This is a genomic window from Stagnihabitans tardus (assembly GCF_009925085.1).
Lineage (GTDB): Bacteria > Pseudomonadota > Alphaproteobacteria > Rhodobacterales > Rhodobacteraceae > Stagnihabitans > Stagnihabitans tardus.
Genome location: NZ_JAABNR010000008.1, coordinates 69669 through 95780, shown reverse-complemented (window position 1 = coordinate 95780; position 26112 = coordinate 69669). Strand labels below are relative to the sequence as shown.

Below are 26112 nucleotides of genomic sequence, written 5' to 3'. Positions count from 1 at the left end.
CGGGGCGGAGTTGCAATGGGGGCTTGCAGGGGAAGGCGCGGCGGCGGATGGCGGCGCCCCGCCGACTGCACCCTGGGGCGACAGGGTCGAGGTGGCCCCGCCGACTGGGGATCGGGTCCGGGGGCCCTGGTCTCCGGGGGCCTGGCGGGGGTGCGGCGGCGGAAAACCGGGGGACGGCGGTTGGCGGGGCGCTCCTGCGGGCTTGCTTTCCCTGGCGGGGCGGACTTTCCTGCGGCGAGGAGGAACCCCCATGTCCCATACTGATACCGAAACCGAAATCCTGTCCCGCGCGCCCTTCAACCTGGGCCCCGAGTCCATCGAATGGGTGCGCCAGACCAAGGCGCGGCTCTCGCCCGAAGAGAAGGTCGGCCAGCTCTTCGTCTTTCACTCCATGGGTCAGGACCCCGAGGCGCTGGCGCGGCTTGGCGCCCTGAAACCGGCCGGGATCACGCGGAGCTATACGCCGGACCTCGATTACGAGGCGGGTTTCATCGAGGCGGCTCAAGGGCAGGCCAATGTGCCGCTCCTGGTCTCGGCCGACCTCGAGGGCAGCCGGATGAGCCTTGCCGTGGGGACCGAGGTGCCGAACCCCATCGCGCTGGCGGCGGTGAATGACCTGCAGGCGAGCCGCCGCATCGCGCGGATCATGGGGACCGAGGCGCGGGCCGTGGGCATCAACTGGAGCTTTACCCCGGTCGTGGATCTGAACAAGGCCTGGCGGTCGGCCATCGTGGCGACGCGTGGCTTCGGCGCCGATATCGACACGGTCGAGGCCCAGGCCCTGGCGCAGATCGACGAATTCCAGTCGCTTGGCGTGGCGGCCACGGTCAAGCACTGGCCGGGCGAGGGCTATGACGACCGCGACCAGCACCTGGTGACCACGATCAATCCGCTGTCGATGGAAGAGTGGCGGGCCACCTTCGGTCGGCTTTACGGCAATGCGATCAAGGCGGGGGTCATGTCGGTCATGTCGGCCCATATCGCCCTGCCGGCCTATGGCGGCGCGGGGGTGGAGGCTTACCGTCCGGCCTCGGTCAACCGGGCCTTGAACATCGACCTTCTGCGCGGGGAGCTGGGGTTCAACGGGGTCATCGTCTCGGATGCAACGCCGATGGCGGGGTTTGGCGCCTGGGCGAGCCGGGACGAGATGCTGCCCGAGGTGATCGAGAATGGCTGCGACATCATCCTGTTCTCCACCGATGCCGAGGCCGATGTGGCGCGCATCAAGGTGGCGGTGGCGGAGGGGCGGATCTCGGAGCGGCGGCTCGATGAGGCGCTGACGCGGGTCCTGGGGCTGAAGGCCTGGGCGGGGCTGCATGTGGCGGGGCCCTTCAAGGTCGACCGCGCGGCTTTGGGCCGGGCGGAGGCGCGCGAGGCGGCCATGGCGGTGACGCAGCGCGCGCCGCACCTGGTGAAGGATGTGCGCGCGACGCTGCCCCTGTCGCCCGCGCGCCATCGGCGGGTCCTGGTGGTCTCGGGCGGGGTGGTCGTGCCCTTCGTGCCCCATCCCCTGCCCTTTGACCTGCCGGAGATGCTGAAGGCGGAAGGCTTCGAGGTGACGATGTTTGCCCCGGGGATGAAGGTGGTGCCGGAGGACTGGGACCTGATGCTTTATCTCTTCGGCGAGGAGACGCTGTTGACCCGCAGCCATATCTTCCTCGATTGGCTGAAGCTGACCGGCCATTTCGGCGAGGCAATGGCGCGGCGCTGGCATGATATCCCGACGGTCATGATCTCTTTCGGCTGGCCCTATTACCTTTACGATGCGCCCCGCGTGCCCTGCTATGTGAATGCTTGGGCCACGATGCCCTCGATGCAAAGGGCGGTGGTGGAGTGCTTGATGGGGCGGGCGGACTGGGGGACGGGGACGCCGGTGGATCCGTTTTGTGGCTTGGGGGATGCGCGGTATTGAGGGATTGCGCCGGCTGACGCCGTCGCCCGAAGCGGGGGCTGCCGCCCCCGCACCCCCGCAATCGGGGGGCCGCAAGCCCCCCGAGCCCCCCGCTTCAAGGGGAGCACGCTCCCCTTGAAAATCCCCGTGGATATTTGGGGACGGGTGAAAGGCTAAAGATGCGCGAGGACGGACCTTGCGGCGCGCAGGCCGGGGGGCTCGGCGCCTAGCCCCAGGCGCACCATGGTGAGCGCCATGGCATCCTCTTGCGGTCCGGGATTGGCCAGGACCCGCTCCAGCGCCTTGGCGACCGGGCCGGGCAGGAAGTCTTCGCCGATATATTCAGGGATATGGCGCGTCTCGGAGACCAGGTTCACCAGAGTATAGGTGTCGGTCAGGGACATGCGCCGCATCAGCCACAGCGTGATCGGATGCAGGTCATAGGCGATGACCATGGGGCATTGGTTGGCGGCCAATTCCAGGCTGACGGTGCCCGAAGCCGCAAGCGCCACATCGGCCAGGCCAAAGGCCGCGCGCTTTTCGGCCGGATCCGTGGTGATCTGCGGCGGAACGGGCCAGTCCTGGGTCATCTCCTCGATGAGGGCCTTCAGATGCGGCAGGGTCGGCAGCACGGCCCTGACCCCGGGATGGCGGGCCTTCAGCGCGGTCAGAGTCTCTCCCATCCTTGGGGCAAGGCGCAGGATCTCGCCCCGGCGTGAGCCGGGCAGACACAGGACCAGCGGATCGCCGCCGGGGATCAGCGCAAGCTCGGCCTTGGAGGCCCGCGGCTCGGCCACGACCGGATGGCCCACGAAATCGCAGGTCATGCCGGCGGAGGTCATCAGGGGCGGCTCGAAGGGCAGCAAAGCCAGGACATGGTCGATCACCCGGGCCATCTTGCGCGCACGCCCCGGGCGCCAGGCCCAGACCGAGGGCGCGACGTAATGGATCGTGCGCAGGGGCGTCGCGGCCTTCACCAGCCCCGCCACCCACAGGCAGAAATCCGGGCTGTCGATGGTGATGAGAGCGGCGGGATTGGCGGCCAGGCAGGCTTCGGCCGTCTCGCGGATGCGGCGCTTGAGGTGGAAATACTTGGGCAGGACCTCGGCCAGGCCCATGATCGAGAGCTCTTCCATCGGGAAGAGTGACACCATCCCCTGCTCTTGCATCAAGGGCCCGCCCACGCCCTGGAAGGTCACGCCCGGGGAGAGCTCTTTCAGCCCCGCCATCAGCGCGGCGCCAAGCTTGTCGCCCGAGGGCTCTCCGGCCACCAGGAAGAAGCTCAGCGCGCCCACAGGAAAAGCCCTTGGGCGGCGGCGAAGTCCAGGACCTGGTCCCGGTCGAGAAGGATGACCGAGCCCGCCTCGATCACCAGCCCTGCAAGACCGGCGCGGGCGATGCCCTGGACCGTCGCCAGGCCGACGGTCGGCAGATCGACGCGGCGGTCCTGGCCCGGCTTGGCGCCCTTGAACAGGAGCCCCTTGCCGGATTGCGGCGCGCAGGCCGCCACCTGGGAGAGCAGCGCATCGGTGCCGGGCAAGGCCTCGACCCCGAGGCACAGGCCCCCCGCGACGACGCAGGCCTGGCCCACATCCACGGCCCCCAGAGCCGCCACGATGGCGGCAGCGCGGGTCGCATCGGCCTCGGCCTGGGGCGGCAGGCTGCCCGCCAAGAGCCCCGGGCCGGGCAAGAGCCCCGGCGCCAGCTCATCGACGCCCCGGACCTCAAGCCCGTGCTCCTCGAGAAGGCCGAGGAAGAAGCGCAGCGTCGCATCGTCCCCGGCGGCAAAGGCCGCGATCATGGCGGGGACCAGCATGGCCGTGGCAGGGTCGAAGAGCGCGGGGTCCATGCGCGGGCGGCGGACGGCGCCCACGAGACAGACCTCGGTGATGCCCTCTTCCCTCAGGTGATGCAGGAAGGGGATCAGCCGCTCGGCCCGCAGGGTCACATCGGGGGTCGCATCGGCGGCAAATCCCTCGAGCGCGCAAAGATAGGGGCGCCGGGGCAAGGCGGCCAGGACCGCTCCGGGCAGGCCCCCGGCTCCGGCGATCAGGGCCAGTTTCGCCGGACCGCTCATTTCGGCGTCAGGAAGCTGCGGTCCGAGGACCCGAGGACGAAGGCGGCGATCTCGGCCACTTCGGGCGTCACGGCATCCGCCAGGCGCCGGGCGCGGTCCTGGAAGGAGCCCTCGCCCCGGGCGAGCTCGTCAAAGGCATGGCGCAAGGCCGTGATGGCGGCGCGGTCCAGGCCCCGGCGCTTCAGCCCCACCAGGTTCAGCCCGTCCAGCTCTCCGCGCGGGGCCTGCACGAGGCCGTAAGGGATCACGTCATTGGTCACCATGGTCAGGGCGCCAATGATGGCGCCGCGCCCGATGCGGACCCATTGGTGGATGCCGCAAAGCCCACCCAGGATCACGTCGTCGCCGATCTGGCAGTGGCCCGCGATGGCGGCGCAATTGGCCACCACGACGCGGTTGCCCACGACCGAGTCATGGCCGACATGGCTGCCCGCCATGAAGAGGTTGTCTTCGCCCACGCGCGTGACCCCGCCCCCGCCCTCGGTGCCGAGGTTCAGGGTCGCGCCCTCGCGGATGCGGTTCCTTTGGCCCACGATAAGCCGCGTGCGTTCGCCCTTGTATTTCAGATCCTGCGGCACGCCGCCGACCGTCGCATGGGGAAAGATCACCGTGCCCGCGCCGACCTCGGTCCAGCCCGAGACCACGGCATGGGATTTCAGCTCGACCCCGTCGCCAAGCGTGACCTCGGGGCCCACGAGGCAGAAGGGGCCCACGGTGACATTCTCGCCCAGTTGCGCCCCGGGCTCGATCACCGACGAAGGATGGACGACGACCGGCATTACTTCGGCAGATCGAACATGGCGGTGAAGGTGGCCTCGGTGGCCAGTTCACCATCGACCATGGCCTTGCCTTCGAATTTCCAGACCTTGCCGCCACCGCGCAGCGCCTTGACATGGAGCTCAAGGACATCGCCCGGCACGACCTTGCGGCGGAATTTCACCGCATCGACGCCCATGAAGAAGACCTTGGCCTGCTTGTCGACCAGGTCCATGGACAGGCCGACCAGCACGCCGGAGGTCTGGGCCATGGCCTCGATGATCATGACGCCGGGCATGATGGGCATGTCGGGGAAATGGCCCTGGAAATGCGGCTCGGTGTTGGTGACGCATTTGATGCCGACGCAGCTCTCGTTGATCACCACGTCGCGCACCTTGTCGATCAGGAGGAACGGATAGCGATGCGGGATGATCCGCTTGATCAGTTCCAGATCGGCGGTGGTGGCGGCTGCGGTCATGAAATCCCCCTGAACGTCTTTGGGCCTGAGTAGCAGGGGAGAAGGGACAGGACAAGCGGGGGGCTGTTGGCAGCGCCATGGCGGGTGGGTTTGGAGAAGGAGGCCCGGGGTATACCCCGGGCTACGCGGCGGGGAGGGAGCGCAGGGTCCGGTGCGCAGGGTCGGGGGAGGGAGAAGACCCGGGGTATACCCCGGGCTACGCGGCGGGGAGGGAGCGCAGGGGCTTCGGGGCCGGGCCCCGGGTCACGCCAGGGGCACGCCGTGGGTAGGGTGCGTGATCTCACGCACCCTGGGGCTCAGGGCGCGGCGGGGGGCTCATCCCTGGGGCCGGTGCCGTCGCCAAGCCGCGCATCCAGCGCCTCGATAGCGCGGTCGGTCATGTCGATCGTGTCGAAGGACAGGATCACCGCCTGCTTGTTCAGGATCGCATAGGCCCCCAACTCGCGCATCAGATCGGCCAGGATCGGCACTGCGGCGGCGAAAAAGGCCTGGCGGTCGGCGTCGCGCTCGGCCTTCAGGGCCTCGATCTTGGCGGCCTGGTCGGCGCGCAGCTTCTCGACCTTGGCGTCGAAGGCCGCAGCGAGGGGCTCGAAGGCCTGGGCGGTCAGGCTCTGGCGCCGTGCCGTCAGGTCGGTCTCTTCGGCCGTGAGCTCCGCCTCGATCCGGCGGTTCTCCGAGGCCAGGGCCTGGCTCGCGGCCTGGGCCTTGGCCTCCAGCGCGCGGCCGAAGCGGCTTTCGCTGTAAAGCCGGTCCTGGTCCAGGGTCGCGATCTGCGGCGCAGGGGTCACCGTGGTCTGGGCCGAAGCCCCGGCCCCGATCCCGGCCGCGATCCCGCACCCAAGCCCCGCCGCCAGCAGAGCCGCCAGCAGGAGCCTCGGCATCAGAACTTGGCCGAGATGGTGAAGTCGAAGGTCTGCTCGCGGTCGTAGCTTTCCTTCTTCAGCGCCTTGGTGAAGTCAAAGCGCAAAGGCCCGATCGGCGTATCCCACAGCAGCGAAACCCCCGCCACCGTGCGCAGGCGGAAGCCGTCGTCCACCCCGGCCACGGTCTGGTCCAAGCCCCAGACCGAGCCCATGTCGACGAAAGCCCCGCCGGTGATGCCATATTCCTCGGGCAGGCCCAGCGGGAACTCGCTCTCGAACTTGGCCACGGCGAAGAGATTGCCGCCCAGGGCCTGGTCATTCTCGCGCGGGCCGATGCCGCGAACCTCGAAGCCGCGGATCTTGCCGATGCCCGAGAAACGGTCCACGACCCGCGTCGTATCGTCGCCCAGCGAGGTCACGGCCCCGCCCTCGAGGCTGAAGCGCAAGGTGACCTCGTCGCTGAGCACCCTCGTCTCGGTCACGGCGCGCAAATTGGTCGTCACGGCCTGGACATCGCCCGCCAGCCCGGCAAAATCCTGGCCGAATTGCACCAGCGTCCCGCCCTTGGGGTTCAGCCCGGTGCCCCGCGTGTCCCAGGTGACGCTGTAGCCCAGCGAGGAGGAGAGCTTCTCCCCGGCCTCGGCCGCCAGAAGCGTCGAGCCGCCGTCCACATTGCTGATCGTCTCGCTCGAGAGCTTGTAGTTCAGCCGCAGCCTGGTGTTCGAGGCGATGGGGAAGGTCAGGCTCGGCGAGAAGGTGGCGATGACCGTGTCGTAATTGGCATTGTTCGGGTGTTCGGTCGTCCCATAGGTGGCCTGGAGCCCAAGCGACAGATCGCGGCCCAGAAGCGCCGGTTCGGTAAAGTCGATGCGGCTGTCGACATTGTCCGAGCCCGACTGGATGTTCACCGTCAGCCCCTGGCCCCGGCCCAGGAAGTTGCGCTCGGAATAGCCGATGTTCAGCCCCAGGCCCGAGGCCTTGCCATAGGCCGCCCCCAGGGTCAGCGTGCCGGTGGGCTCTTCCTCGACCGCGACCTTGACCACGGCGCTGTCGGGCGAATTGCCCGGCGCCTGGGTCACGGCCACATCGGTGAAGAAGCCGAGGGCCCGGATGCGCTCGGCCGCCTGGGCGATGTCGCGGCGGTTCAGGGGGTCGCCCTCGACCGTGCGGAACTGGCGGCGGATCACCTGGTCCAGCGTCGTCGTATTGCCCTCGATGTCGATGCGCTCGACGAAGGCGCGCTCGCCCTTGATCAGCACGAAGGCCACATCCACCGTCCCCGCCGCATCATTGCGCGTCAGGCGCGGATCGACGGTCACGAAGTTCAGCCCCTGTTGCAGGGCCATGGTCTCCAGCGCCTCGACCGTGTTCTGCACGGCATTGGGCGAATAGGCCGTCCCCGAGCGCGGCTTGCGCGCCCGCTGGAAGCCCTCTGCATCCAGCCCCTCGATCTCGGAGACCACGGTGACCGCGCCGATCTTGAAGGCCTGGCCCTCTTCGATGGTGAAGGACAGGAAGGTCCGGTCGCGTTCGCGCGCATAGGTGGCCGAGGCATCGACGATGCGGAAATCCAGGTAGCCGCGCGACAGGTAGAAATCGGCCAGGAGCTTCTTGTCCAGCTCCAGCCGGTCCTCGTTGAAAGTGTCGCGCTGGATCAGCCGGTGCAGGATGCCCGCCTGCTTGGTGTTCAGCACCTGGCGCAGGCGGTAATCCGAAAAGGCCTGGTTGCCGACGAAGGTGATCTCGGCGATCTCGTTCACATTGCCTTCGATGATCTCGAAGACCAGGTCGACCTGGTTGGCGGTGCGGCGGATGATCTTGGGGGTGACGCGGACAGATGCCCTTCCGCGCGCCTGGTAGAGGTCGGTGATGGCCGCCGCATCGGCCTCGGCCTGGGTGACCGACAGGATCCGGCGCCCGGCCAGCTTGACGACCTTGGACAGCTCTTCGTCCTTGATCACGTCATTGCCCTGGAAATCGACCTCGCCGATCATCGGGTTTTCCACCACCGTCACGGCCAGGACCCGGCCCTGCGGCACCAGTTGCACCGACCGGAACAGCCCCGAGCCAAAAAGCCGCTGCCAGGCGTCGTTCAGCTCGGCCTGGGACAGTTCCTTGCCGCGCGGCAGGGCGAGGAAGGCGGTGATCGTGGCGCCATCCACCAGCGCATTGCCGCTGATGCTGACGCTGTCGGCGACAAAGCCCTGGGGCACGGGGGCGACGGTGGGTTGCACCTGCTCGTCCGGCAGACCCATGGACAGGCCCAGCTCCTCGGCGGTCTGCGCAAAGACCGGAGGTTCGGGCAGGACAAGCCCGACCAGAGCCGCAACCGCCACAGCCGAGGCCAGCCGCCCCATAACGCCCACATTCCGCATCATCTTACCGATCCGCCATCACCCAATTCCTGCCTGACTAGCCCCTTGAGCGGGCCTTGTCAAAAAGGCCCCGCCCGGCAAGAGGCCCATGGCGGCCTTTCCTGTGGACTTCCCTGTGGATAAGTCAGAGGCAGCCGACAAGGTCGCTCAGCACGGCGTAAAGCATGATGCTGACCAGCACCGCGATCCCCGCCATCATCAAGACCTGCATCGCCCGGTCCGAGGGCGGACGCCGCGTCACGGCCTCGTAAAGGTGAAAGACCAGGTGGCCGCCATCCAGCACCGGAATCGGGAACAGGTTCATCAGGCCGATGCCCAGCGAAAAGACCGCCAGAAGGCTCAGATAGGCCGCAGCCCCCTGCTCGGCCGCCTGGGCCACGGCCTGGGCCATGCCCACTGGCGAGGAGAGGTTGCGGCAGACCGAGATCTTGCCCGCCAGCATCGCCACCACGCCCTCGACATTGACCTTCAACAGCCCGAAGCCCTGTTCGACGGCGAGCCCCGTGGCCTCCAGCACGCCCGGGGTGCGGGTCGCGGGTTCGAAGAGCGACCCGGCATTCAGCCCGATCAGCCAGCGCGTCTCGAAGCCGCCCTCGGCCTTGGGCAGGTCCGAGCGGCGCGGGGTCAGGGTCAAGTCGAAGCTTTCCCCGTCGCGCTGCACCGTCAGGGTCACGGGCGCGCCGTCGCCCGCCTTGACGATGTCGGGAAGCTGGCCAAAGCTCGCGATGTCCTGGCCGCCCGCCTTGACGATCAGGTCGCCGGGCCGCAGATCGGCCTCGAGGGCTGCCGATTTCAGCATGACCTGGCCCACCAGGGGCGGCAGGGGGTTCGGGCCCTCGACCGTGACTTCGGCGCCGGCCCGCTCGATCTGATAGGCCACGCGGGGCTTGGTCGAAAGCCCATCGGCCACGGTGTAAAAGGCCGTGAAATCCGGGGTTTCCTGCCCGTCGATGGCCTGGATCAGGTCGCCTTCCTGCAACACGCCTTGCGCCATGGGCGCGACCGATCCGACGCGCACCTCGTTGACCGGAAGGCCCTGCCAGAAGATCAGCCCCACCAGGATCGCCACGGCCAGAAGGAAATTGGCAAAGGGCCCGGCCAGCACAGTGGCCGACCGCGCCCAGAGGGGTGCGCCCTGCATGGTCTGGCGCCGCTCTGCCGCCGACAGCCCCTCCAGCCCGCCCGCCGTGGGCCGCGAGGAGGCGTCGCTGTCGCCCTTGAACTTCACATAGCCGCCCAGGGGAATGGCCGCGATCTGCCAGCGCGTGCCGTGCCGGTCGGTGCGGGAATAGATCACCTGGCCGAAGCCGATGGAGAAGACCTCGGCCTTGATGCCCGACCAGCGGCCGACGATGTAATGGCCATATTCATGGACCGTGACGATGACGACCAGCGCCACGAGAAACCACAACACGCCGATCACTTCCATCAAAGCCCCCTTTGCGCCGCGATCTGATGCGCGGCCTTGCGAGCGAGATGGTCCATCGCCAGCACCTGTTCAAGCCCTTGTGGAGCCTCGTGGAAATCACTTGTGCCTGAAAGCCGGGACAGCGTCGCCTCGACGATCTCGGCCATTTGCAGGAAGCCGATGCGTTCGGCGATGAAAAGGTCCAGCGCGATCTCCTTGGCCGCGTTGAAGACCGCGCCCGCCATGCCGCCCGCCGCCATGACCTCATGGGCCAGCCGCAGGGCGGGATAGCGTCCGGGCTCGGGGGCGCGGAAGGTCAATTGCCCCAGGGTCGCGAAATCCAGCCGCGCCACGGGCAGCGGGCCGCGTTCGGGCCAGTTCAGCGCGTAACCGATGGCATGGCGCATGTCGGGGGCGCCCATATGGGCCATGATCGCGCCGTCATGGAACTCCACCGCCGAATGGACGATGCTTTGGGGATGGATCACGACCTCGATCTGATCCGGGCGGACGGCAAAGAACTCCTTCGCCTCGATGACCTCCAGCGCCTTGTTGAACATCGAGGCGGAATCGATGGTGATGCGCTGGCCCATCGACCAGTTGGGATGGGCCAGCGCATCCTTCAGCTTGGCCGAGGCGAGCCGTTCCAAGGGCCAGTCCCGCAACGCCCCGCCCGAGGCAGTCAGGATGATCCGGGTCAGGGCCCTCGTGTCCTCGCCCGCCAGCGCCTGGAAGATGGCGGAATGTTCGCTGTCCACGGGCAGGATGCGCGCGCCATGGGCCTTGGCATGGGACAGGATCAGGGGCCCCGCCGTCACCAGGCTCTCCTTGTTGGCAAGGGCCAGCGTCGCCCCCTGCCCCAGGGCCGCCATGCCGGGCGCGAGCCCCGCAGCCCCCACGATGGCCGACATGACCCAATCGGCCGGACGGCTTGCCGCCTCGATCACCGCTTGCGGCCCCGCCGCTGCCTCGACCCCCGAGCCCTCAAGGGCCGCCCGCAGGTCGGGCAAAAGCGCCTCCTCGGCGATGACCGCAACCTCAGCCCGAAGCGCGCGGGCCTGTTCGGCCAGGCGCGCGACATTGCGCCCCCCGGTCAGGGCCACGACCTGGTGGGTCCCGTCGCGCAAAAGGTCGAAGGTGCTTTCGCCGATAGACCCCGTGGCGCCCAGGACGGAAACCCTGCGCATCACGGGCCCCCGATCGGCAGGGGCAGGACCAATTGCCACAGCCAAACCGCCAGGACCGCGCCGACCAGCGCATCGAAACGGTCCAGCACGCCGCCATGGCCCGGGATCAGCCGCGAGGCATCCTTGATCCCCGCCCGGCGCTTCAAGAGGCTCTCGGCGATGTCGCCCAACTGCCCGGCAAAGCCCACCAGGGGCGACAAGAGCACCAGGGCCGGCTGCCCATGACCGCTCATCACCAGGGCCAGCCCCACCAGGGCCGCGCCCACCCAGCCCGCAACCGTGCCGGACCAGGTCTTCTTCGGGCTCGCCTTGGGCCAGAACTTCGGCCCGCCCACCAGGCGGCCTATGAAATATCCCATGATGTCCGAGGCCACGACCACGCCCACCAGCCAGACGATCAGGATGGCGCCGCGCTGGTCGATCTCGATGAACTCATGCGCCGAAAGCATCACGGCCAGGCCATAGACCCCCAAGAGCCTGGCATCCTTGCGCGGGGTCAGGGCCAGGACCAGGGGCGCGGCCAGCAGGGCCACGACCCAGCCGCCCTGGGCCGCAAGGATCGAGACCCCCGCCAGCCCCGCCACCACCAGCCGCAAGCCCGGATTGGCCGGGCGGTCGGTCATCGCCGCCAGCTCCCAGGCCATCAGCGCGAAGATCACCGCCGTCATCACGACGAAGACCAGCCCGCCCGACCAGACCGAGATCCCGCCAAGCCCCGCCAGCACCAGCCCAGAGACCAGCCTGACGCCCAGGTCCGCCCACCGCCCCGATGTCATGCCGAGACAACTCCGCCGAAACGCCGCTCCCGGTTGCCGAAGCGGGCCACGATGCGGGCCAGCTCCTCGGGCGTGAAATCGGGCCAAAGCGTGGGGGTGAATTCATATTCCGCATAGGCCGCAGCCCAGGGCAGGAAATTCGAGGTCCTGGTCTCTCCGCTGGTGCGGATCACCAGGTCCGGGTCGGGCAAGGCGGCCGTGTCCAGACGCGAGGAGATCAGCTGCTCGCTCACATCCTCGGGCGCGAGGTTCCCCGAGGCCACGTCGCGCGCGATGCCCGCCACGGCCCGGCGCAGCTCATCGCGGCCGCCGTAGTTGATCGCGATGGTCAGGTTCAGGCGCGAATAGACCGAGGTCCGCGCCTCGATCCCCGCCATCAGCTTTTGCAGCCGCGCATCGAGGCGCGACCGATCCCCGATGAACCGCATCCGCACCGATTCCGAGGCCAGGCGGTCGGCCTGGTCCTCGATATAGCGCGCAAAGAGCGACATGAGGCCCAGGACCTCCTCGGTCGAGCGCTTCCAGTTCTCGGTCGAAAAGGCATAGATCGTCAGCCATTTGATCCCAAGGTCAGGGGCGCAGCGGACGATCTCCTTGACGCGTTCGGCGCCCTTGCGGTGGCCCACCAGGCGGGGCCACCCCTTGTTCGTGGCCCAGCGGCCATTGCCATCCATGATGATGGCCACATGTTCGGCGGGGCGCAAAGAGGTCACTGTTTCAGACCTGCATGATCTCGGCGGATTTCGTCTCCAGCATCTTGTCGATGACCAGGATGCATTTGTCGGTCATCTCCTGGACCTCGTCCTGCCACATCTTCTGATCATCCTCGCCCATGCCATTGGCCTTGGCCTTCTTGATCTGGTCCATGCCATCGCGGCGCACGTTGCGGACCGAGACCTTGGCGTGTTCGGCATATTGGCTGGCGACCTTGGTCAGCTCGCGGCGGCGCTGTTCGTTGAGTTCGGGGATGGGCAGGCGAATGAGCGGCCCATCGCTGACCGGGTTGATGCCGAGGCCGCTCTCGCGGATCGCCTTTTCGACCTTGGCGATCATACCCTTGTCCCAGACGTTGATGACGACCATGCGCGGCTCGGGCACGTTGATCGTGCCCAGCTGGTTGATCGGCGTCATCTGGCCATAGGCATCGACCTGGATCGGGTCGAGCATCGAGGCCGAGGCCCGTCCCGTCCGCAGCGAGGCGAATTCGTTCTTCAGCGCATTCAGCGCCCCATCCATCCGGCGCTGCAGCGCATCGGTGTCGATATCCAGATCGTCCTGGGCCATGGTGTCCTCATCGTCGAGCCCCTCTCGCGGGGGCGTTTTTCGTCTCTATAGGCGAAAGCGCCCCGCAGGTATAGCGGGCGCGCGTGCAGGAATCGTGCAGGCGGTGCGTGGAACCACGCACCCTACCCCGGCTATCTCGCGGTAGGGTGCGTGCTTGCACGCACCGTCCCGGGGTGGGGCTTAGCCCCCGACCTTGGTGTAGGTCCCGCGCCCCGAGAGGATCGCACGGAAGCCGCCCGGCTCATCCAAGGAGAAGACCACGATGGGCAGCTTGTTGTCGCGGGCCAGCGCAATGGCCGTGGCATCCATCACGCCGAGGTTCTTCTCGAGGCACTCGTCGTAGGAAACCGTGTCGTAACGCACCGCATCGGCGTGCTTTTTCGGGTCCTTGTTGTAGACGCCGTCGACCTTGGTGCCCTTGAAGACCGCCTGGCAGGCCATCTCGTTGGCCCGCAGGGTGGCTGCCGTATCGGTGGTGAAATAGGGGTTGCCGGTGCCCGCGGCAAAGATGCAGACCCGCTTCTTCTCGAGGTGGCGGACGGCGCGGCGGCGGATGTAAGGTTCGCAGACCTGGTCCATCGGGATGGCCGAGATGACGCGGGTGAAGACCCCGATGGATTCCAGCGCCGCTTGCATGGCCAGCGCATTCATCACGGTGGCCAGCATGCCCATGTAATCGGCCGTGGTCCGCTCCATGCCTTGCGCCGAGCCCTGGAGGCCGCGAAAGATATTGCCGCCGCCGATCACCATGCAGATCTCGACGCCGAGGTCGCGGACCGATTTGACCTCTTCGGCGATGCGCTGGACGGTGGGGGGGTGCAGACCGAAGCCCTGGTCGCCCATCAGGGCCTCGCCCGAGATTTTCAGCATGACGCGGTTGTAGGTGATTTTCGGTTCTTGTTCGGTCATGGCTGCCCCTCGGTTGGATTTGGCCGCAAAATGGGCCAAAACGGCGGCAGGATCAACCGTCCGGGGGCCAGCCCCTGATTCCACGCGCAGCCGGGGGCGCTGCCCCCGGACCCCCGGAGATATTTGGGCCAAATTGAAAGCCATATCGAGAGAGCGCCCGGTGCTGATCGCGGGGCCGACGGCGAGCGGAAAGTCGGCCCTGGCCTTGGAGCTTGCGGCGCGGGATGGGCGGGTCGTGGTCAATGCCGATGCGCTTCAGGTCTATGGCTGCTGGCGGGTGCTGACAGCGCGGCCCTCGGTGGCGGAGGAGGCGGGGGCCGCGCATGCGCTTTATGGCCATGTCGGACGCGTGCCTTATTCGGTGGGGGACTGGCTGCGCGAGGTGCGGGGGCTTCTTGACCGGCCCGTGGTGATCGTGGGGGGCACGGGGCTTTACTTCATGGCCCTGACCGAGGGCCTGGCCGAAGTGCCCGAGATCCCGCCCGAGGTCCGGGCCGAGGCCGATGCCCTGCGGCTGGGGGATTTCGCTGCCATGGTGGCGGGGCTCGATGCCCAGACGGCGGCGAAGACCGACCTGCGCAACCCGATGCGGGTGCAGCGCGCCTGGGAGGTCCTGCGCGCCTCGGGCCGGGGCCTGGCCGCCTGGCAGGAGGCGACGCCCGCGCCCCTCGTGCCGCTGGAGGCTGCCGAGGCCCTGGTGTTCCGCCCCTCCGTGCCCTGGCTCGACGCCCGCATCGCCCGGCGTTTTTCCGTCATGTTGGAGGAGGGCGCGCTGGAGGAGGCCCGCGCCGCCCTGCCCCATTGGCAGCCCCAGGCCCCATGGGCCCGGGCCATCGGCGCGCCGGAGCTTGTCGCCCATCTGCGCGGAGAGCTCTCCCTGGCCGAGGCGGAGGCGGCGGCCATCCTCGCCTCGCGGCAATATGCCAAGCGGCAAAGGACCTGGTTTCGCAGCCGCATGGGCGCCTGGCGCGGGATCGTTCCGGGCTGAGCCCCTGTGACCCCAGGGTGACGCCTGCGCGGCATTCCGCCTCAGGTTGCAATCTCGCCCTGCTTTGGCCACTTTTTTCGCTTGGGACTGCGGCCATGCCTTGCTATCGGTAAGGTTCACGAAGATGCGAGCCAGAATGTCCGCGCCCTCCACACCCAGTTTCCGCCTCGTGGCCATCCCGCGTCTTGCCGCCGGTGGGCGTTGGCGTGTCGAGGCGATGCGCACCCTCTCGGAGGCCTGCTTCCTCTGGTTCACCAAGGGACAGGGCCGGATCACCATTGCGGGCCAGACGCGCGGCTATACGGCGCACAACGGGATCTTCATTCCGGCGGGGGTCATGCACGGCTTTGAGGTCGGTCCGCAAGTCTTTGGCACGGCCGTGTTTTTCGGGAAAGAGCCCGAGCTGGACCTGCCCGCCGATCCGCTGCATCTGCGCATCCGCGAGGTCCATGCCCAGCAAGAGCTGAACGTCACGCTCGACGCCATCCAGCGCGAGCTCGATGCCGATACGCCCGGCCATGACAAGGCCGCCCGCGCGCATCTGGGCCTCCTGGCCGTCTGGATCGAACGCCAGGCCGCCAAATCGGGCGAGACCTTGAAGCCCGATGGGGCGCGCAAGCTGGTGGCCCGCTTCACCAAGCTGATGGAGGAACGCTTCCGCTCCGGCGCCGGCGTGGGCGATCTTGCGGCAGAGCTTGGCGTCACCGCCACCCACCTGACGCGCTGCTGCCGCCAGACCTGCGGGCGCTCGGCCATCGACCTCTTGCAGGACCGCCGCATCTTCGAGGCGCGGCGCCTGCTGGCCGAGACCAAGCTGCCGGTGAACCAGATCGGCGAGAGCCTGGGCTTCCACTCCGCCGCCTATTTCACCCGCGCCTTCCAGCACCTGACCGGCGCCTCTCCGACGGCCTTCCGCCGCTCGCTCTGACGGCGATTCGATTCCGTTCTAACGGAGGCCCGGCCACCGGGCGCGAATCCCCCCCATCCCTGCGCCGCAGCGCGGCATTTGCCCAGCCCGGGGCATCGCGTCATGTCGATGTCGCAAATGAGATACCATGCGACGAAACCAAGCGTTGACGTGACGGGGAAAAACGGGCCGAATACCATTGCAATCGCGCCCCGGAACGGGCGCCGTGCCAGAATGAAAAACCGGGTCGCCGAAAGGCCTGGGCCTGACAGGGAGAGACTGATGAAAGACATGAAGATGGGGCTCCATCCCGCTGCCGAAATGCATCTGGCCGAGCTGAAAGCCGGCCAGCTCGACCGTCGCGAGTTCCTGACCCGCGTCACCGCCCTGGGCGTGACCGCTGCGGGCGCCTATGCGCTGATGGGCGCCGAGGCTCCGGCCGTGGCGCAGGAAGCCAAGGTCGGCGGCATCATGCGCGTGGGCATGGAAGTCAAGGCGCAGAAGGACCCGCGCCTGGCCGACTGGCCGCAGATCGCCAACATCTATCGCGGCTGGCTGGAGTATCTCGTCCAGTACAACCCCGATGGCTCCTTCGAGCCGCGGCTCCTGGAAAGCTTCGAGGCCAATGCCGACGCCACCGAATACACGCTCAAGGTCCGTCCGGGCGTCAAGTGGAACAACGGCGACGACTTCACCGCCGATGACGTGGTCTTCAACTTCACCCGCTGGTGCGATGGCTCGGTCGAGGGCAATGCCATGGCCTCGCGCTTCCCCGGCCTGACCGAGAGCGTCCAGGCCACCGCCGCCGATGGCACCCCCGCCGTCAACGACAAGGGCGAGCCGGTCATGGTGACCCGCCCGCGTGACGGCGCCATCGTCAAGGTCGACGACATGACCGTCGCGCTGAAGATGAACGCCTCCGATATCGCGGTCGTGGCCTCGATCTCGGACTATCCGGCCGCCATCGTGCACCGGTCGTTCAAGGACGGCGATGATCCCTCGGTCACCCCGATCGGCACCGGGCCTTACGTCCCGGGCGAAATCGCCGTCGGCCAAAAGGCCACGCTGGTCCGCGCGCCGAACCACACCTGGTGGGGTGGCACCGCGCCGCTGGACGAGATCCACTACATCGACTTCGGCACCGATCCCTCGGCCATGGTGAACCTCGCCGCCTCGGAAGAAATCGACGCCAACTACGAGACCACCGGCGACTTCATCGAGCAGATGGACGGCCTCGGCTGGACCAAGGTCGAAGCCGTGACCATGTCGACCATCGTGGCGCGCTTCAACTCGAACTCCGACCTCTACAAGGAAAAGGAAGTCCGCCAGGCGCTGCAAAAGACGGTCGATCCCAAGGTCGTTCTGGAACTGGGCTACAAGGGCCTCGGCACCACCGCCGAGAACCACCATGCCGGTCCGATCCACCCGGAATATGCCCAACTGCCGCCCCAGGTCCTGACCAAGGACGGCGTCAAGGACATCCTGGCCAAGTATAACCTCGCGGATGCCGAGTTCGAATTCATCTCGCTGGATGGCGGCTTTGAACTCGACACCTCGGACGCCATCGCGGCCCAGATGCGCGAAGCGGGCGTGAACGTGAAGCGGACCGTGATGCCGGGCTCGACCTTCTGGAACGACTGGCAGAAGTATCCCTTCTCCTCCACGACCTGGAACCACCGCCCGCTGGCCGTGCAGAACATGGCTTATGCCTATACCTCCACGGGCTCCTGGAACGAGACCGGCATGGCCAATGCCGATTTCGACGCCGCCATGGCCAAGGCCCTGTCGCTGGCCGATGCCGACCAGCGCCGCGAACAGGCCGCGATCATGGAGCAGATCCTCCAGGACGAGGGCTATATCATCCAGCCCTACTGGCGTTCGCTCTTCCATCACCAGAAGGCGAATGTCGTGGGCTATGACATGCACCCGGCCTTCGAGCACCACCACTACAAGTGGTCGCTCGCCTGATCGGCTGATCCCGGGGCGGAGGCGCCAGTGCGCCCCCGCCCTTTTTCTATCCGGCGCCTGCCGGATCAAGCGTCATGCGCCGGTGAAACCGGACAGGAGAGAGCGGGATGCTGATATTCGTGCTCCGGCGACTTGGGGTCATGGCCCTGACGGCGCTGGTCCTGACCTTCGTGGTCTTTTACCTGACCAACCTGCAACCCAACCTGGAAAAGCTCGCCCGCTCCGAGGGGTCGGTGCGGATGACCGAGGAATCGGTGAAGGTCTGGCTGGCCGAGAACGGCTTCGCCAAGCCGGTGGTCTATCGCTATGGCGAATGGCTGGGCGTGGTGCCGGGCTGGACCCATACCGACGAGAAGGGCACGACGCGCGGCCGCTGCATCCCCCAGGGCAGCGACCCGGCCGAGGCTGCGACCTATTGCGGCGTCTTGCAGGGCAACTGGGGCTTTTCGACCGTCTTCAAGAACCCGGTGCTGGACGAGGTCGCGGGCAAGCTGGGTGCGACGGGCTGGCTCATGATGTGGGTCATGATCGTGATGGTGCCCACCTCGCTGATCATCGGCATCATCGCCGGCATGCGCGAGGGGAGCCGCACGGACCGCGTGCTGTCGACCTTTTCCATCGCCTCGACCGCGACGCCGGAATATGTCTCGGGCGTGATCCTGGTGGCGCTTCTGGCCTCGCCGATGACCGGCCTCTCGCCCCTCTTGAACGAATGGGGCGTGATCGGGTCGAAGACGCTCTTCCAGGGCTCGGCCACATCGGCCATGGACGACATCACCTTCTGGAACTTCTTCCTGCCGGTCATGACCATCGCGCTCTACGGCATCGGCTATATCGCCCGGATGACGCGGGCCTCGATGACCGAGGTCATGACCCAGCAGTACATCCGCACCGCCAGGCTGAAAGGCGTGCGCTTCCGCGACGTGGTGATCCGCCACGCGCTGCGCAACGCCCTGATTGCGCCCTTCACCGTCATCATGCTGCAATTCCCCTGGCTCTTGAATGGCGTGGTCGTGGCGGAATCGCTCTTCAACTACAAGGGCTTCGGCTGGACCCTGGTGACGGCCGCCGGCAACAACGACATCGACATGCTCCTGGGCTGTTCCGTCGTCGCCGTCATCGTGGTTCTCGTGACGCAGCTGATCTCCGACATCGGCTATGTCTTCCTCAACCCCCGCATAAGGCTGAGCTGACATGCCCGACATGCTTTCCTGGCCCATGATCATCGGCCTCATGGTCAAGCAGTTCTGGCCCGTCTGGGCCGCGCTGGTGGTGACCTTCGTCGTCTCGATCCGCTTCAAGCGCCGCCTTGGCCTTTACGGCAAGCTCTTTGACAGCCCAGTGGGCATGGTGGGCTTTGCCATCGTGATGTTCTGGGTCTTCACCGCCGTCTTCGCGCCGATGATCCAGACCCTGCCGCCGCTCGATCAGTTCGGCTCCGCCAAGAACCCCCTGCCCGGAGCCCCCACGCCCGACGGCTCGCCCTATCCCTTCTTCCTGCTCGGAGGCGACCACCTCGCCCGCGACGTCTTCTCGCGCATGGTGGCCGGTGCGCGCCAGGTGCTGATCATCGCCCCGGCCGCCACGACCTTCGCCTTCCTCGTGGGCATCACGCTCGGCCTGCCTGCCGGTTACTTCGGCGGCAAGCTCGACACCGGGCTCTCCTTCCTCGCCAACCTCGTCCTGGCCTTCCCGGTGATCCTGCTCTTCTACCTGCTGGTCACCCCCGAGATCCGCAACACCGGCATCCCGATCTATCTGGCCGCCGTGCTCTTCATCTTCCCGGTGATCTTCTGCGTCGTCCTGTTGAACGGCCGCTACCGCACCAACCCGCCGCGCCGCAACCTTTACGTCGGCGTGACCCTGGTCTTCGGCCTCTGGGCCTATTCCGGCCTCGCCTTCAACATGGACCCGCTCGGCGTCTGGGGGATGGAGCCCAATCTTCTGAACGTCTTCGTCTCGGTGGTCTTCGTGAACGCGCCGACCGTGTTCCGCATCGTGCGCGGCATCGTCATGGACATCAAATCCCGCGATTACGTGGCCGCAGGCCAAACGCGCGGCGAAACCCCCTCCTACATCATGATGTGGGAGATCCTGCCCAATGCCCGCGGCCCCCTGATCGTCGATTTCTGCCTGCGCATCGGCTACACCACGATCCTGCTGGGCACCCTTGGTTTCTTCGGCCTCGGCGTCTCGCCGGAGAGCCCCGACTGGGGCTCCACGATCAACGCCGGTCGCAAGATCCTCTCCATGGTCCCGCACCCCGCCGTGGTCCCGGCGCTCGCCCTCATGTCCCTCGTCCTCGGCCTGAACCTCCTGGCCGATGGGCTGCGCGAAGAAAGCCTGAAAGACTGAAAGAGAGCGCCGCTCCCCAGGCGCCCCGCCCCTCTTTCATCTTTTCATAAATATCCCACGGGGGTGCGGGGGTGTGAAACCCCCGCTCCGCCCGCAGTCACAGGAGCCACCGATGACCACTTGGGACCCAAGCCAACCGATCCTCGAAATCGAGAACCTCTCGATCTCCTTCTTCACCCGGCTGCGCGAAATCCCCGCCGTGATGGATTTCTCCGCCAAGGTCATGGCCGGAGAGGCCATGGGGCTGGTGGGAGAATCCGGCTGCGGCAAGTCCACGGTCGCGCTCGCCGTGATGCGGGACCTCGGGAAGAACGGCAAGATCGTCGCGGGCAAGATCAAGTTCAAGGGCCGCGACCTCGTCACCATGGATGACGAAGAGCTGCGCCATATTCGCGGCAGTGAAATCGCCATGATCTACCAGGAGCCCATGGCAAGCCTGAACCCCGCCATGAAGATCGGCGCCCAGCTCGCCGAAGTGCCGATGATCCACCAGGCCATGCCCAAGGACCAGGCCTGGGCTCTGGCGCGCCAGATCGTGGCCGATGTGCGCCTGCCCGACCCCGACCGCATCCTCAACGCCTATCCCCACCAGCTTTCCGGCGGCCAGCAGCAGCGCATCGTCATCGCCATGGCGCTGATGTCCAAACCCGCGCTCCTGATCCTGGACGAGCCCACCACCGCGCTCGACGTGACCGTCGAGGCCGGGATCGTGGACCTGGTCAAGGACCTCGGCCACAAATACGGCACCTCGATGCTGTTCATTTCGCACAACCTCGGCCTGATCATGGATGTCTGTGACCGGCTTTGCGTGATGTATTCCGGCGAGGCGGTCGAGACCGGCAACGTGACCGAAGTCTTCGACATGATGCGCCATCCCTATACCCAGGCGCTCTTCCGCTCGATCCCGCTGCCGGGTGCCGACAAGAACTCCAGGCCGCTCATTTCGATCCCCGGCAACTTCCCCCTGCCCCATGAACGCCCCAATGGCTGCAACTTCGGCCCCCGCTGCGATTACTTCGAGGCCGGGCGCTGCAATGCCGGTGACATCGCCATGGACCCGATCCCGGGCGGCGACCGCCATGCCAGCCGCTGCCTGAAATGGGCCGAGATCGACTGGATGGCCCCGCCCGCCGCCCGTGTCTCCAAGCCCAAGTCCCCCATCGGCAAGGTCGTCCTGAAGATGGAGGAGCTGAAGAAATACTACGCCCTCTCCTCCGGTGCCTTCGGCGGCGGGGCCAAGAAGGTCGTCAAGGCCAATGAGACCCTGTCTTTCGAGGCCCGTGAGGGTGAGACCCTCGCCATCGTGGGGGAATCGGGCTGCGGCAAGAGCACCTTTGCGAAGGTGCTGATGGGGCTCGAGACCGCGACCTCGGGCTCGATCATGCTCTTCGACGAGAACATCCAGTCGACGCCCATTCAGAAGCGCAATGTCGATACCGTCTCCTCGGTGCAGATGGTCTTCCAGAACCCTTTCGACACGCTCAACCCCTCGATGTCCGTGGGCCGCCAGATCGTCCGGGCGCTGGAGGTCTTCCGGCAGGGCAAGAGCGACGCCGAGCGCGAGGCGCGGATGCTGGAGCTTCTCGACCTGGTGAAGCTGCCCCGCGCCTTTGCCGAGCGCATGCCGCGTCAGCTCTCGGGCGGGCAGAAGCAGAGGGTGGGCATCGCCCGCGCCTTTGCGGGCGGGGCCAAGGTCGTGGTGGCCGATGAGCCGGTCTCGGCGCTCGACGTGTCGGTACAGGCGGCGGTGACCGACCTCCTGATGGACATCCAGCGCGAGAACAAGACGACGCTTCTCTTCATCTCCCACGACCTGTCGATCGTGCGCTATCTCTCCGACCGGGTGCTGGTCATGTATCTGGGTCACGTGGTGGAAACCGGGACGACCGACCAGGTCTTCCAGCCGCCCTATCACCCCTATACCGAGGCCCTGCTTTCGGCCGTGCCCATCGCCGACACCAAGGTGGTGCGCAAAAGGATCGTGCTGGAGGGCGATATCCCCTCCGCCGTGAACCCGCCGCCGGGCTGCCCCTTCCAGACCCGCTGCCGCTGGAAGTCCCAGGTTCCCGGGGGCCTTTGCGACCGCGAGATGCCGCCGATGCGCATGCTGGAGGGCGGCCACCAGATCAAGTGCCACCTGGGCGCGGAGGTCCTGGCGGGGATGGAGCCGGTGATCAAGGCGGCTGCGGAGTAGCGCTAGCCGCAAGGTCGCGGCGGAGCAAGGCTTGCCGCCGTGGCGCTATTGGAAGGGGCGGTCTTCGGGCTCCGGGCCAAAGCGGGGGGCTCCCGCCCCCCGCACCCCCTGGCCAAGAGGGGCCAAGCCCCTCTTGGAACACCCCGGGACCGCGACAACGTGGTTGAAGAAAGGTTAACGCCGCAGGGAAAGTGTAGCGGTTTCAGGAGCTTGGCTGCGCTTGCACGCGTGCAAGAGCCTAGCCCAGGATCGCCGCGACATAGGCCTTGGTTTCCTCGAAGTCGGGGACGGTATTGCCCGCCTCCTCGACCGCGCCGGGGCCGGCATTATAGGCGGCCAGGGCCAGTTTCCAGGAGCCGAAGCGGCTGTACATCATGGCCAGGTAGCGGGCACCGCCGTCGAGATTGTCGGCCGGATCGTTCGGATCGACCGAAAGGAGGTCAGCCGTGCCCGGCATGAGCTGGGCCAGCCCGATGGCGCCCTTGGAGGAGACCACGCCGGGATTCCAGCCGCTCTCGCGCTGGACGAGGCGCAGGAAGAGGTCCTCGGGCACGCCATGCTTGCGGGCGGCGGCGCGGGCGACGTCGAGATACTCGCCCTTGTAGCGCCCGGAATAGCGGACCTTGGTGGCATCCTTGTCGGCCTCGGCCCCGGGTTTCAACCGCACGGAGCCGGAGTATTGCTGGGACAGGCGGCCCTCCAGGAGGGCGACCTGGCTCTGGAAAGCGGCCGAGCGGCTGCCCTTGCCGCCCAGGACCAGGCCCTCGGCCAGAGCGCCAAACGGCAGGGGCAAGACCGCAAGGGACAGAACCACAGCCCGCCCGATCCGCTTCGCCGCCATGCCCGCACCCTCGACCAATTCAACCAACCCTGCGCAAGATAGGTGATTCTGCCGGACAGGCAAGTGCCGCCCCCCGGGGCGGGCCGGAATCTGCCCGGGCAGGCGGCCGGTGGCTTCAAGTTGCGCTTTGTCTTCGTCTGCGGCATAGCTTGGGCAAGGGCCCGTGCGCGGGCTGCGAGACAAGGGAGAGTGGCATGGCCGGATCGGTCAACAAGGTGATCCTGGTGGGCAATCTCGGGCGCGACCCCGAGGTGCGGACCTTTTCGAACGGCGGCAAGGTGGTGAACCTGCGCATCGCCACGACGGAAACCTGGCGCGACCGCCAGTCGGGCGAGCGCAAGGAGAAGACCGAGTGGCACTCGGTCGCGATCTTCAACGAGAACCTGGCCAAGGTGGCCGAGCAATACCTGCGCAAGGGCTCTTCGGTCTATGTCGAGGGCCAGCTTGAGACCCGCAAGTGGCAGGACCAGAACGGTCAGGACCGCTATACGACCGAGATCGTGGTCAAGCAGTTCCGCGGCGAGCTGACGCTTCTGGGCGGGCGCGGCGATGGCGGCGGCGGTGGCGCGTCCTACGACGACCGCGGGGGCTACGAGGATCAGGGCGGCGGCTCTGGCGGTGGCGGTCGCGGCGGCTCGGGTGGCGGCTATGGTGGCGGCAGCGGCGGGGGCCAGGGCGGCTATGGTGGTGGCGGTGGTGGTGGTGGTCGCTCGGACATCGACGACGAGATCCCGTTCTGAGCCACGCTTGACCGCAGGAGATGACGAGGGCGCGCCCGGGAGAGGATCCGGGGCGCGCCTTTTGCTTGGGTCCTGCCGACTGCAAGGCCAGCGCCAAGGGCCGAAGCCCTGCCCCGCCGACTGGGGGACGGGGGCTTGCGGGCAGGGTCTTCGGGGGTAGCCGCCCTGGGAAGGGGGAAAGCCCGTCCGGCCCCTCTGGACGTTGGGGGCGGGATTTCCTATATAATCTCTCAACATCTCTGGGATACCATCATGACCGAACAGCCAGAAACGCTGGAGGGGACTCCGCTGATCCGTCCCTCCACCACGGATCACCCGCTTTACGAGGCGGTGGTCGATGCGTGCCGGACGGTCTATGACCCTGAAATCCCGGTGAATATCTATGACCTCGGCCTGGTCTACACCGTCGAGATCGGCAGCGATGACGCCGTGGCCATCGCCATGACCCTGACGGCGCCCGGCTGCCCCGTGGCCGGCGAAATGCCCGGCTGGGTGGAAAGTGCCGTCGAGGCGGTGCCCGGCGTCAAGGAGGTCAAGGTCGCCATGGTCTTCGATCCGCCCTGGGGGATGGAGATGATGTCGGACGAGGCGCGGCTGGAGCTTGGCTTCATGTGACGCAGGCGACAAGCCCCTGGGCTTGTTGGAACCTTCGTCAAGCCCAGGGGCTTGATTGCCAAGAGCGGCAAGAGTCAAGCATAGGGGCTTGACTGATGCGGGATCAAGCCCCTATGCTTGACCCATGTCCCAAGCCGCCATCCTGACTGGAGACCTCATCGGCTCGACCGAAGCCGGACGCGACGCGACCGGGGCCGCGCTGGACCTGATCGAGCGCATCGCGGTGCAAAATGGCGCGCAACGCTTCACCCGGTTCCGGGGCGATGGCTGGCACTGCGCCACCACGCTTGCCTTGGGGCCCCGCCTTGCCCTGCGCCTGATCGCCGGGCTCGTGGCGGCAGGGGGGGTGCAAAGCCGCATCGCCATCGGACTTGGACGGGTCGAGAGCTGGGGCGCGGGAGAACTCCTCTCGCAGGCCGCAGGGCCCGCGCTGACCGCCTCGGGACGGGCGCTGGATGCCATGGCGCCGGACCAGGTCCTGGCCCTGGCCAGTGCCTTCCCCGACCCCTTGGGCCAGATGAATCCGCGCGACCAGGCGCTGGCCCGGCTCTGGGAGGCGCTGGCGCGACGCTGGAGCCCCGAACAGGCCGAGGCCCTGGGACCGGCGCTGGAGGGCCAGCGCCAGACCGTCATCGCCGCGCGGCTGGGGATCACGAAACAGGCGGTCTCCCTGCGCCTGAAGGCGGCCTCTGCCGCCGCCCTGACCGAGAGCCTTGCGCTTTGGGAGGCGGCGATGACCGCCCTGCCACCGGAGACCCCATGATGACCGAGACCTTCGCAGCCCTTCTGCTGGCCCATGTCCTGGCCGATTTCGTCTTGCAGACCAGGTGGATGGCCGAGGCCAAGCGCGAGCCCGCCGCACTTGGCCTGCATGGGCTGGTCGTCTTTGCCACGGCAGCGGCGGCCCTGGGGAGCCTGTCGCCCTGGCTTTTGGGGCTGACCGTGGCGCATCTGCTGACAGACCTGGCCAAGAGCCTGGCTCCGAAGGGCGTCGCGGCCTTCCTCCTGGACCAGGCGGCACATCTGGCGGCCATCGTCGCGCTGGCCGCCCTGCAACCGGGGCTGATGGCGCAGGGGCTTTGGGCGGGCCTGCCGCTGGTGCCGCCCTTGATGGCGCTGGTTTCGGGCCTGGTCCTGGCCACGCGGGCGGGGGGCTTCATGGTGGGGCTCTTGATGGCGCCCTGGGCGGGAGAGGCCCCCGAGGGCCTGGCACGCGGCGGCTGGCTGATCGGGCAGCTGGAACGCGGGCTGATCCTGGGGCTGATCGTGACGGACCAGGCGGCGGGCATCGGCTTCCTGATCGCCGCCAAGTCGGTGCTGCGGTTTTCCGACACGAAGACGGACCGCAAGGTCAGCGAATATGTCATCATCGGCACCCTGGCCTCGGTGGCCTGGGCGCTTGGCGTCAGCGGCTTGACGCAAATTCAGTTGAACGGCCTCGCGCCGCTTGGAATTCCCGACCTGACGCCTTAGATTGAGGCTTCCAGCGCGAAGGACCAA

At 67.3% G+C, this 26112-nt stretch carries 24 protein-coding genes; 11 read left to right on the top strand and 13 right to left on the bottom strand.

Features of this window, described 5'->3' with window-relative positions:
- The first annotated feature begins 250 nt into the window (after nucleotides 1–250).
- Nucleotides 251–1912: a glycoside hydrolase family 3 protein gene (locus tag GV832_RS09975; RefSeq protein WP_168774706.1), complete on the top strand. Its 1662-nt coding sequence runs from the start codon at nucleotides 251–253 to the stop codon at nucleotides 1910–1912.
- A gap of 152 nt (nucleotides 1913–2064) precedes the next feature.
- Here GV832_RS09975 and lpxB read toward each other — a convergent pair whose 3' ends face one another.
- The 12 genes from lpxB to pyrH form a co-directional block, all read right to left on the bottom strand.
- Nucleotides 2065–3177 carry a lipid-A-disaccharide synthase gene (gene lpxB / locus GV832_RS09970; RefSeq protein WP_168774816.1) on the bottom strand — a complete coding sequence of 371 codons (1113 nt, stop codon included), beginning with the start codon at nucleotides 3175–3177 and terminating at the stop codon, nucleotides 2065–2067.
- Nucleotides 3174–3968, bottom strand: coding sequence for an LpxI family protein (locus tag GV832_RS09965; RefSeq protein ID WP_168774705.1), 795 nt, complete (start codon nucleotides 3966–3968; stop codon nucleotides 3174–3176). The genes lpxB and GV832_RS09965 overlap by 4 nt, the downstream gene beginning before the upstream one ends.
- A complete protein-coding gene (gene lpxA / locus GV832_RS09960) occupies nucleotides 3965–4747 on the bottom strand; it encodes an acyl-ACP--UDP-N-acetylglucosamine O-acyltransferase (protein ID WP_168774704.1) in 783 nt (260 codons plus the stop codon). Before lpxA ends, GV832_RS09965 begins: the two co-directional genes overlap by 4 nt.
- On the bottom strand, nucleotides 4747–5202 hold the full coding sequence (fabZ, locus tag GV832_RS09955; protein WP_168774703.1) for a 3-hydroxyacyl-ACP dehydratase FabZ: 456 nt from the start codon (nucleotides 5200–5202) through the stop codon (nucleotides 4747–4749). The genes lpxA and fabZ overlap by 1 nt, the downstream gene beginning before the upstream one ends.
- A 296-nt stretch (nucleotides 5203–5498) precedes the next feature.
- The gene (locus GV832_RS09950) at nucleotides 5499–6083 is read right to left on the bottom strand and encodes an OmpH family outer membrane protein (RefSeq protein WP_168774702.1); all 585 of its coding nucleotides are present in this window, start codon (nucleotides 6081–6083) and stop codon (nucleotides 5499–5501) included.
- Nucleotides 6083–8443 (bottom strand): outer membrane protein assembly factor BamA, encoded by a 2361-nt coding sequence (gene bamA / locus GV832_RS09945; protein ID WP_168774701.1) that lies wholly within the window; start codon nucleotides 8441–8443, stop codon nucleotides 6083–6085. Before bamA ends, GV832_RS09950 begins: the two co-directional genes overlap by 1 nt.
- 121 nt (nucleotides 8444–8564) lie before the next feature.
- Entirely contained in the window at nucleotides 8565–9869 is a 1305-nt protein-coding gene (rseP, locus tag GV832_RS09940; protein WP_168774700.1) for an RIP metalloprotease RseP, read from the bottom strand.
- The gene (gene dxr / locus GV832_RS09935) at nucleotides 9869–11035 is read right to left on the bottom strand and encodes a 1-deoxy-D-xylulose-5-phosphate reductoisomerase (RefSeq protein ID WP_168774699.1); all 1167 of its coding nucleotides are present in this window, start codon (nucleotides 11033–11035) and stop codon (nucleotides 9869–9871) included. The genes rseP and dxr overlap by 1 nt, the downstream gene beginning before the upstream one ends.
- Nucleotides 11035–11811, bottom strand: coding sequence for a phosphatidate cytidylyltransferase (locus GV832_RS09930; protein ID WP_168774698.1), 777 nt, complete (start codon nucleotides 11809–11811; stop codon nucleotides 11035–11037). The genes dxr and GV832_RS09930 overlap by 1 nt, the downstream gene beginning before the upstream one ends.
- Nucleotides 11808–12485 carry a polyprenyl diphosphate synthase gene (gene uppS / locus GV832_RS09925; RefSeq protein WP_168774815.1) on the bottom strand — a complete coding sequence of 226 codons (678 nt, stop codon included), beginning with the start codon at nucleotides 12483–12485 and terminating at the stop codon, nucleotides 11808–11810. The genes GV832_RS09930 and uppS overlap by 4 nt, the downstream gene beginning before the upstream one ends.
- Nucleotides 12486–12528: 43 nt before the next feature.
- Nucleotides 12529–13095 (bottom strand): ribosome recycling factor, encoded by a 567-nt coding sequence (frr, locus tag GV832_RS09920; protein ID WP_168774697.1) that lies wholly within the window; start codon nucleotides 13093–13095, stop codon nucleotides 12529–12531.
- A 180-nt stretch (nucleotides 13096–13275) separates the two neighbouring features.
- Complete coding sequence (gene pyrH, locus GV832_RS09915) at nucleotides 13276–14004, bottom strand: UMP kinase (RefSeq protein WP_168774696.1); 729 nt, start codon at nucleotides 14002–14004, stop codon at nucleotides 13276–13278.
- Here pyrH and GV832_RS09910 point away from each other — a divergent pair.
- From GV832_RS09910 to GV832_RS09885, 6 genes are all read left to right on the top strand, one after another.
- Entirely contained in the window at nucleotides 14003–14992 is a 990-nt protein-coding gene (locus GV832_RS09910; RefSeq protein ID WP_168774695.1) for a tRNA (adenosine(37)-N6)-dimethylallyltransferase, read from the top strand. The two genes, pyrH and GV832_RS09910, sit on opposite strands and share 2 nt — an antisense overlap.
- Before the next feature lie 136 nt (nucleotides 14993–15128).
- Nucleotides 15129–15920: an AraC family transcriptional regulator gene (locus GV832_RS09905; protein ID WP_168774694.1), complete on the top strand. Its 792-nt coding sequence runs from the start codon at nucleotides 15129–15131 to the stop codon at nucleotides 15918–15920.
- 261 nt (nucleotides 15921–16181) lie between these two features.
- Nucleotides 16182–17867, top strand: coding sequence for an ABC transporter substrate-binding protein (locus tag GV832_RS09900; protein WP_227754343.1), 1686 nt, complete (start codon nucleotides 16182–16184; stop codon nucleotides 17865–17867).
- Nucleotides 17868–17974: 107 nt separating this feature from the next.
- Nucleotides 17975–19060, top strand: a complete 1086-nt coding sequence (locus GV832_RS09895; protein ID WP_168774693.1) for an ABC transporter permease — start codon at nucleotides 17975–17977, stop codon at nucleotides 19058–19060.
- Nucleotide 19061: 1 nt separating this feature from the next.
- A complete protein-coding gene (locus GV832_RS09890; protein ID WP_227754342.1) occupies nucleotides 19062–20222 on the top strand; it encodes an ABC transporter permease in 1161 nt (386 codons plus the stop codon).
- 112 nt (nucleotides 20223–20334) lie between these two features.
- Entirely contained in the window at nucleotides 20335–22416 is a 2082-nt protein-coding gene (locus GV832_RS09885) for a dipeptide ABC transporter ATP-binding protein (RefSeq protein ID WP_168774692.1), read from the top strand.
- Between the two features lie 238 nt (nucleotides 22417–22654).
- Here GV832_RS09885 and GV832_RS09880 read toward each other — a convergent pair whose 3' ends face one another.
- Entirely contained in the window at nucleotides 22655–23257 is a 603-nt protein-coding gene (locus GV832_RS09880) for a lytic transglycosylase domain-containing protein (protein ID WP_168774691.1), read from the bottom strand.
- A 194-nt stretch (nucleotides 23258–23451) separates the two neighbouring features.
- Here GV832_RS09880 and ssb point away from each other — a divergent pair, with 194 nt between their 5' ends.
- The 4 genes from ssb (at nucleotide 23452) to GV832_RS09860 (ending at nucleotide 26085) form a co-directional block, all read left to right on the top strand.
- Nucleotides 23452–23997 carry a single-stranded DNA-binding protein gene (gene ssb / locus GV832_RS09875; RefSeq protein ID WP_168774690.1) on the top strand — a complete coding sequence of 182 codons (546 nt, stop codon included), beginning with the start codon at nucleotides 23452–23454 and terminating at the stop codon, nucleotides 23995–23997.
- Between the two features lie 252 nt (nucleotides 23998–24249).
- Nucleotides 24250–24612, top strand: a complete 363-nt coding sequence (locus GV832_RS09870) for an SUF system Fe-S cluster assembly protein (RefSeq protein ID WP_168774689.1) — start codon at nucleotides 24250–24252, stop codon at nucleotides 24610–24612.
- Between the two features lie 124 nt (nucleotides 24613–24736).
- Nucleotides 24737–25375, top strand: a complete 639-nt coding sequence (locus tag GV832_RS09865) for a hypothetical protein (RefSeq protein WP_168774688.1) — start codon at nucleotides 24737–24739, stop codon at nucleotides 25373–25375.
- A complete protein-coding gene (locus GV832_RS09860) occupies nucleotides 25372–26085 on the top strand; it encodes a DUF3307 domain-containing protein (RefSeq protein WP_227754341.1) in 714 nt (237 codons plus the stop codon). Before GV832_RS09865 ends, GV832_RS09860 begins: the two co-directional genes overlap by 4 nt.
- Nucleotides 26086–26112: the final 27 nt, after the last annotated feature.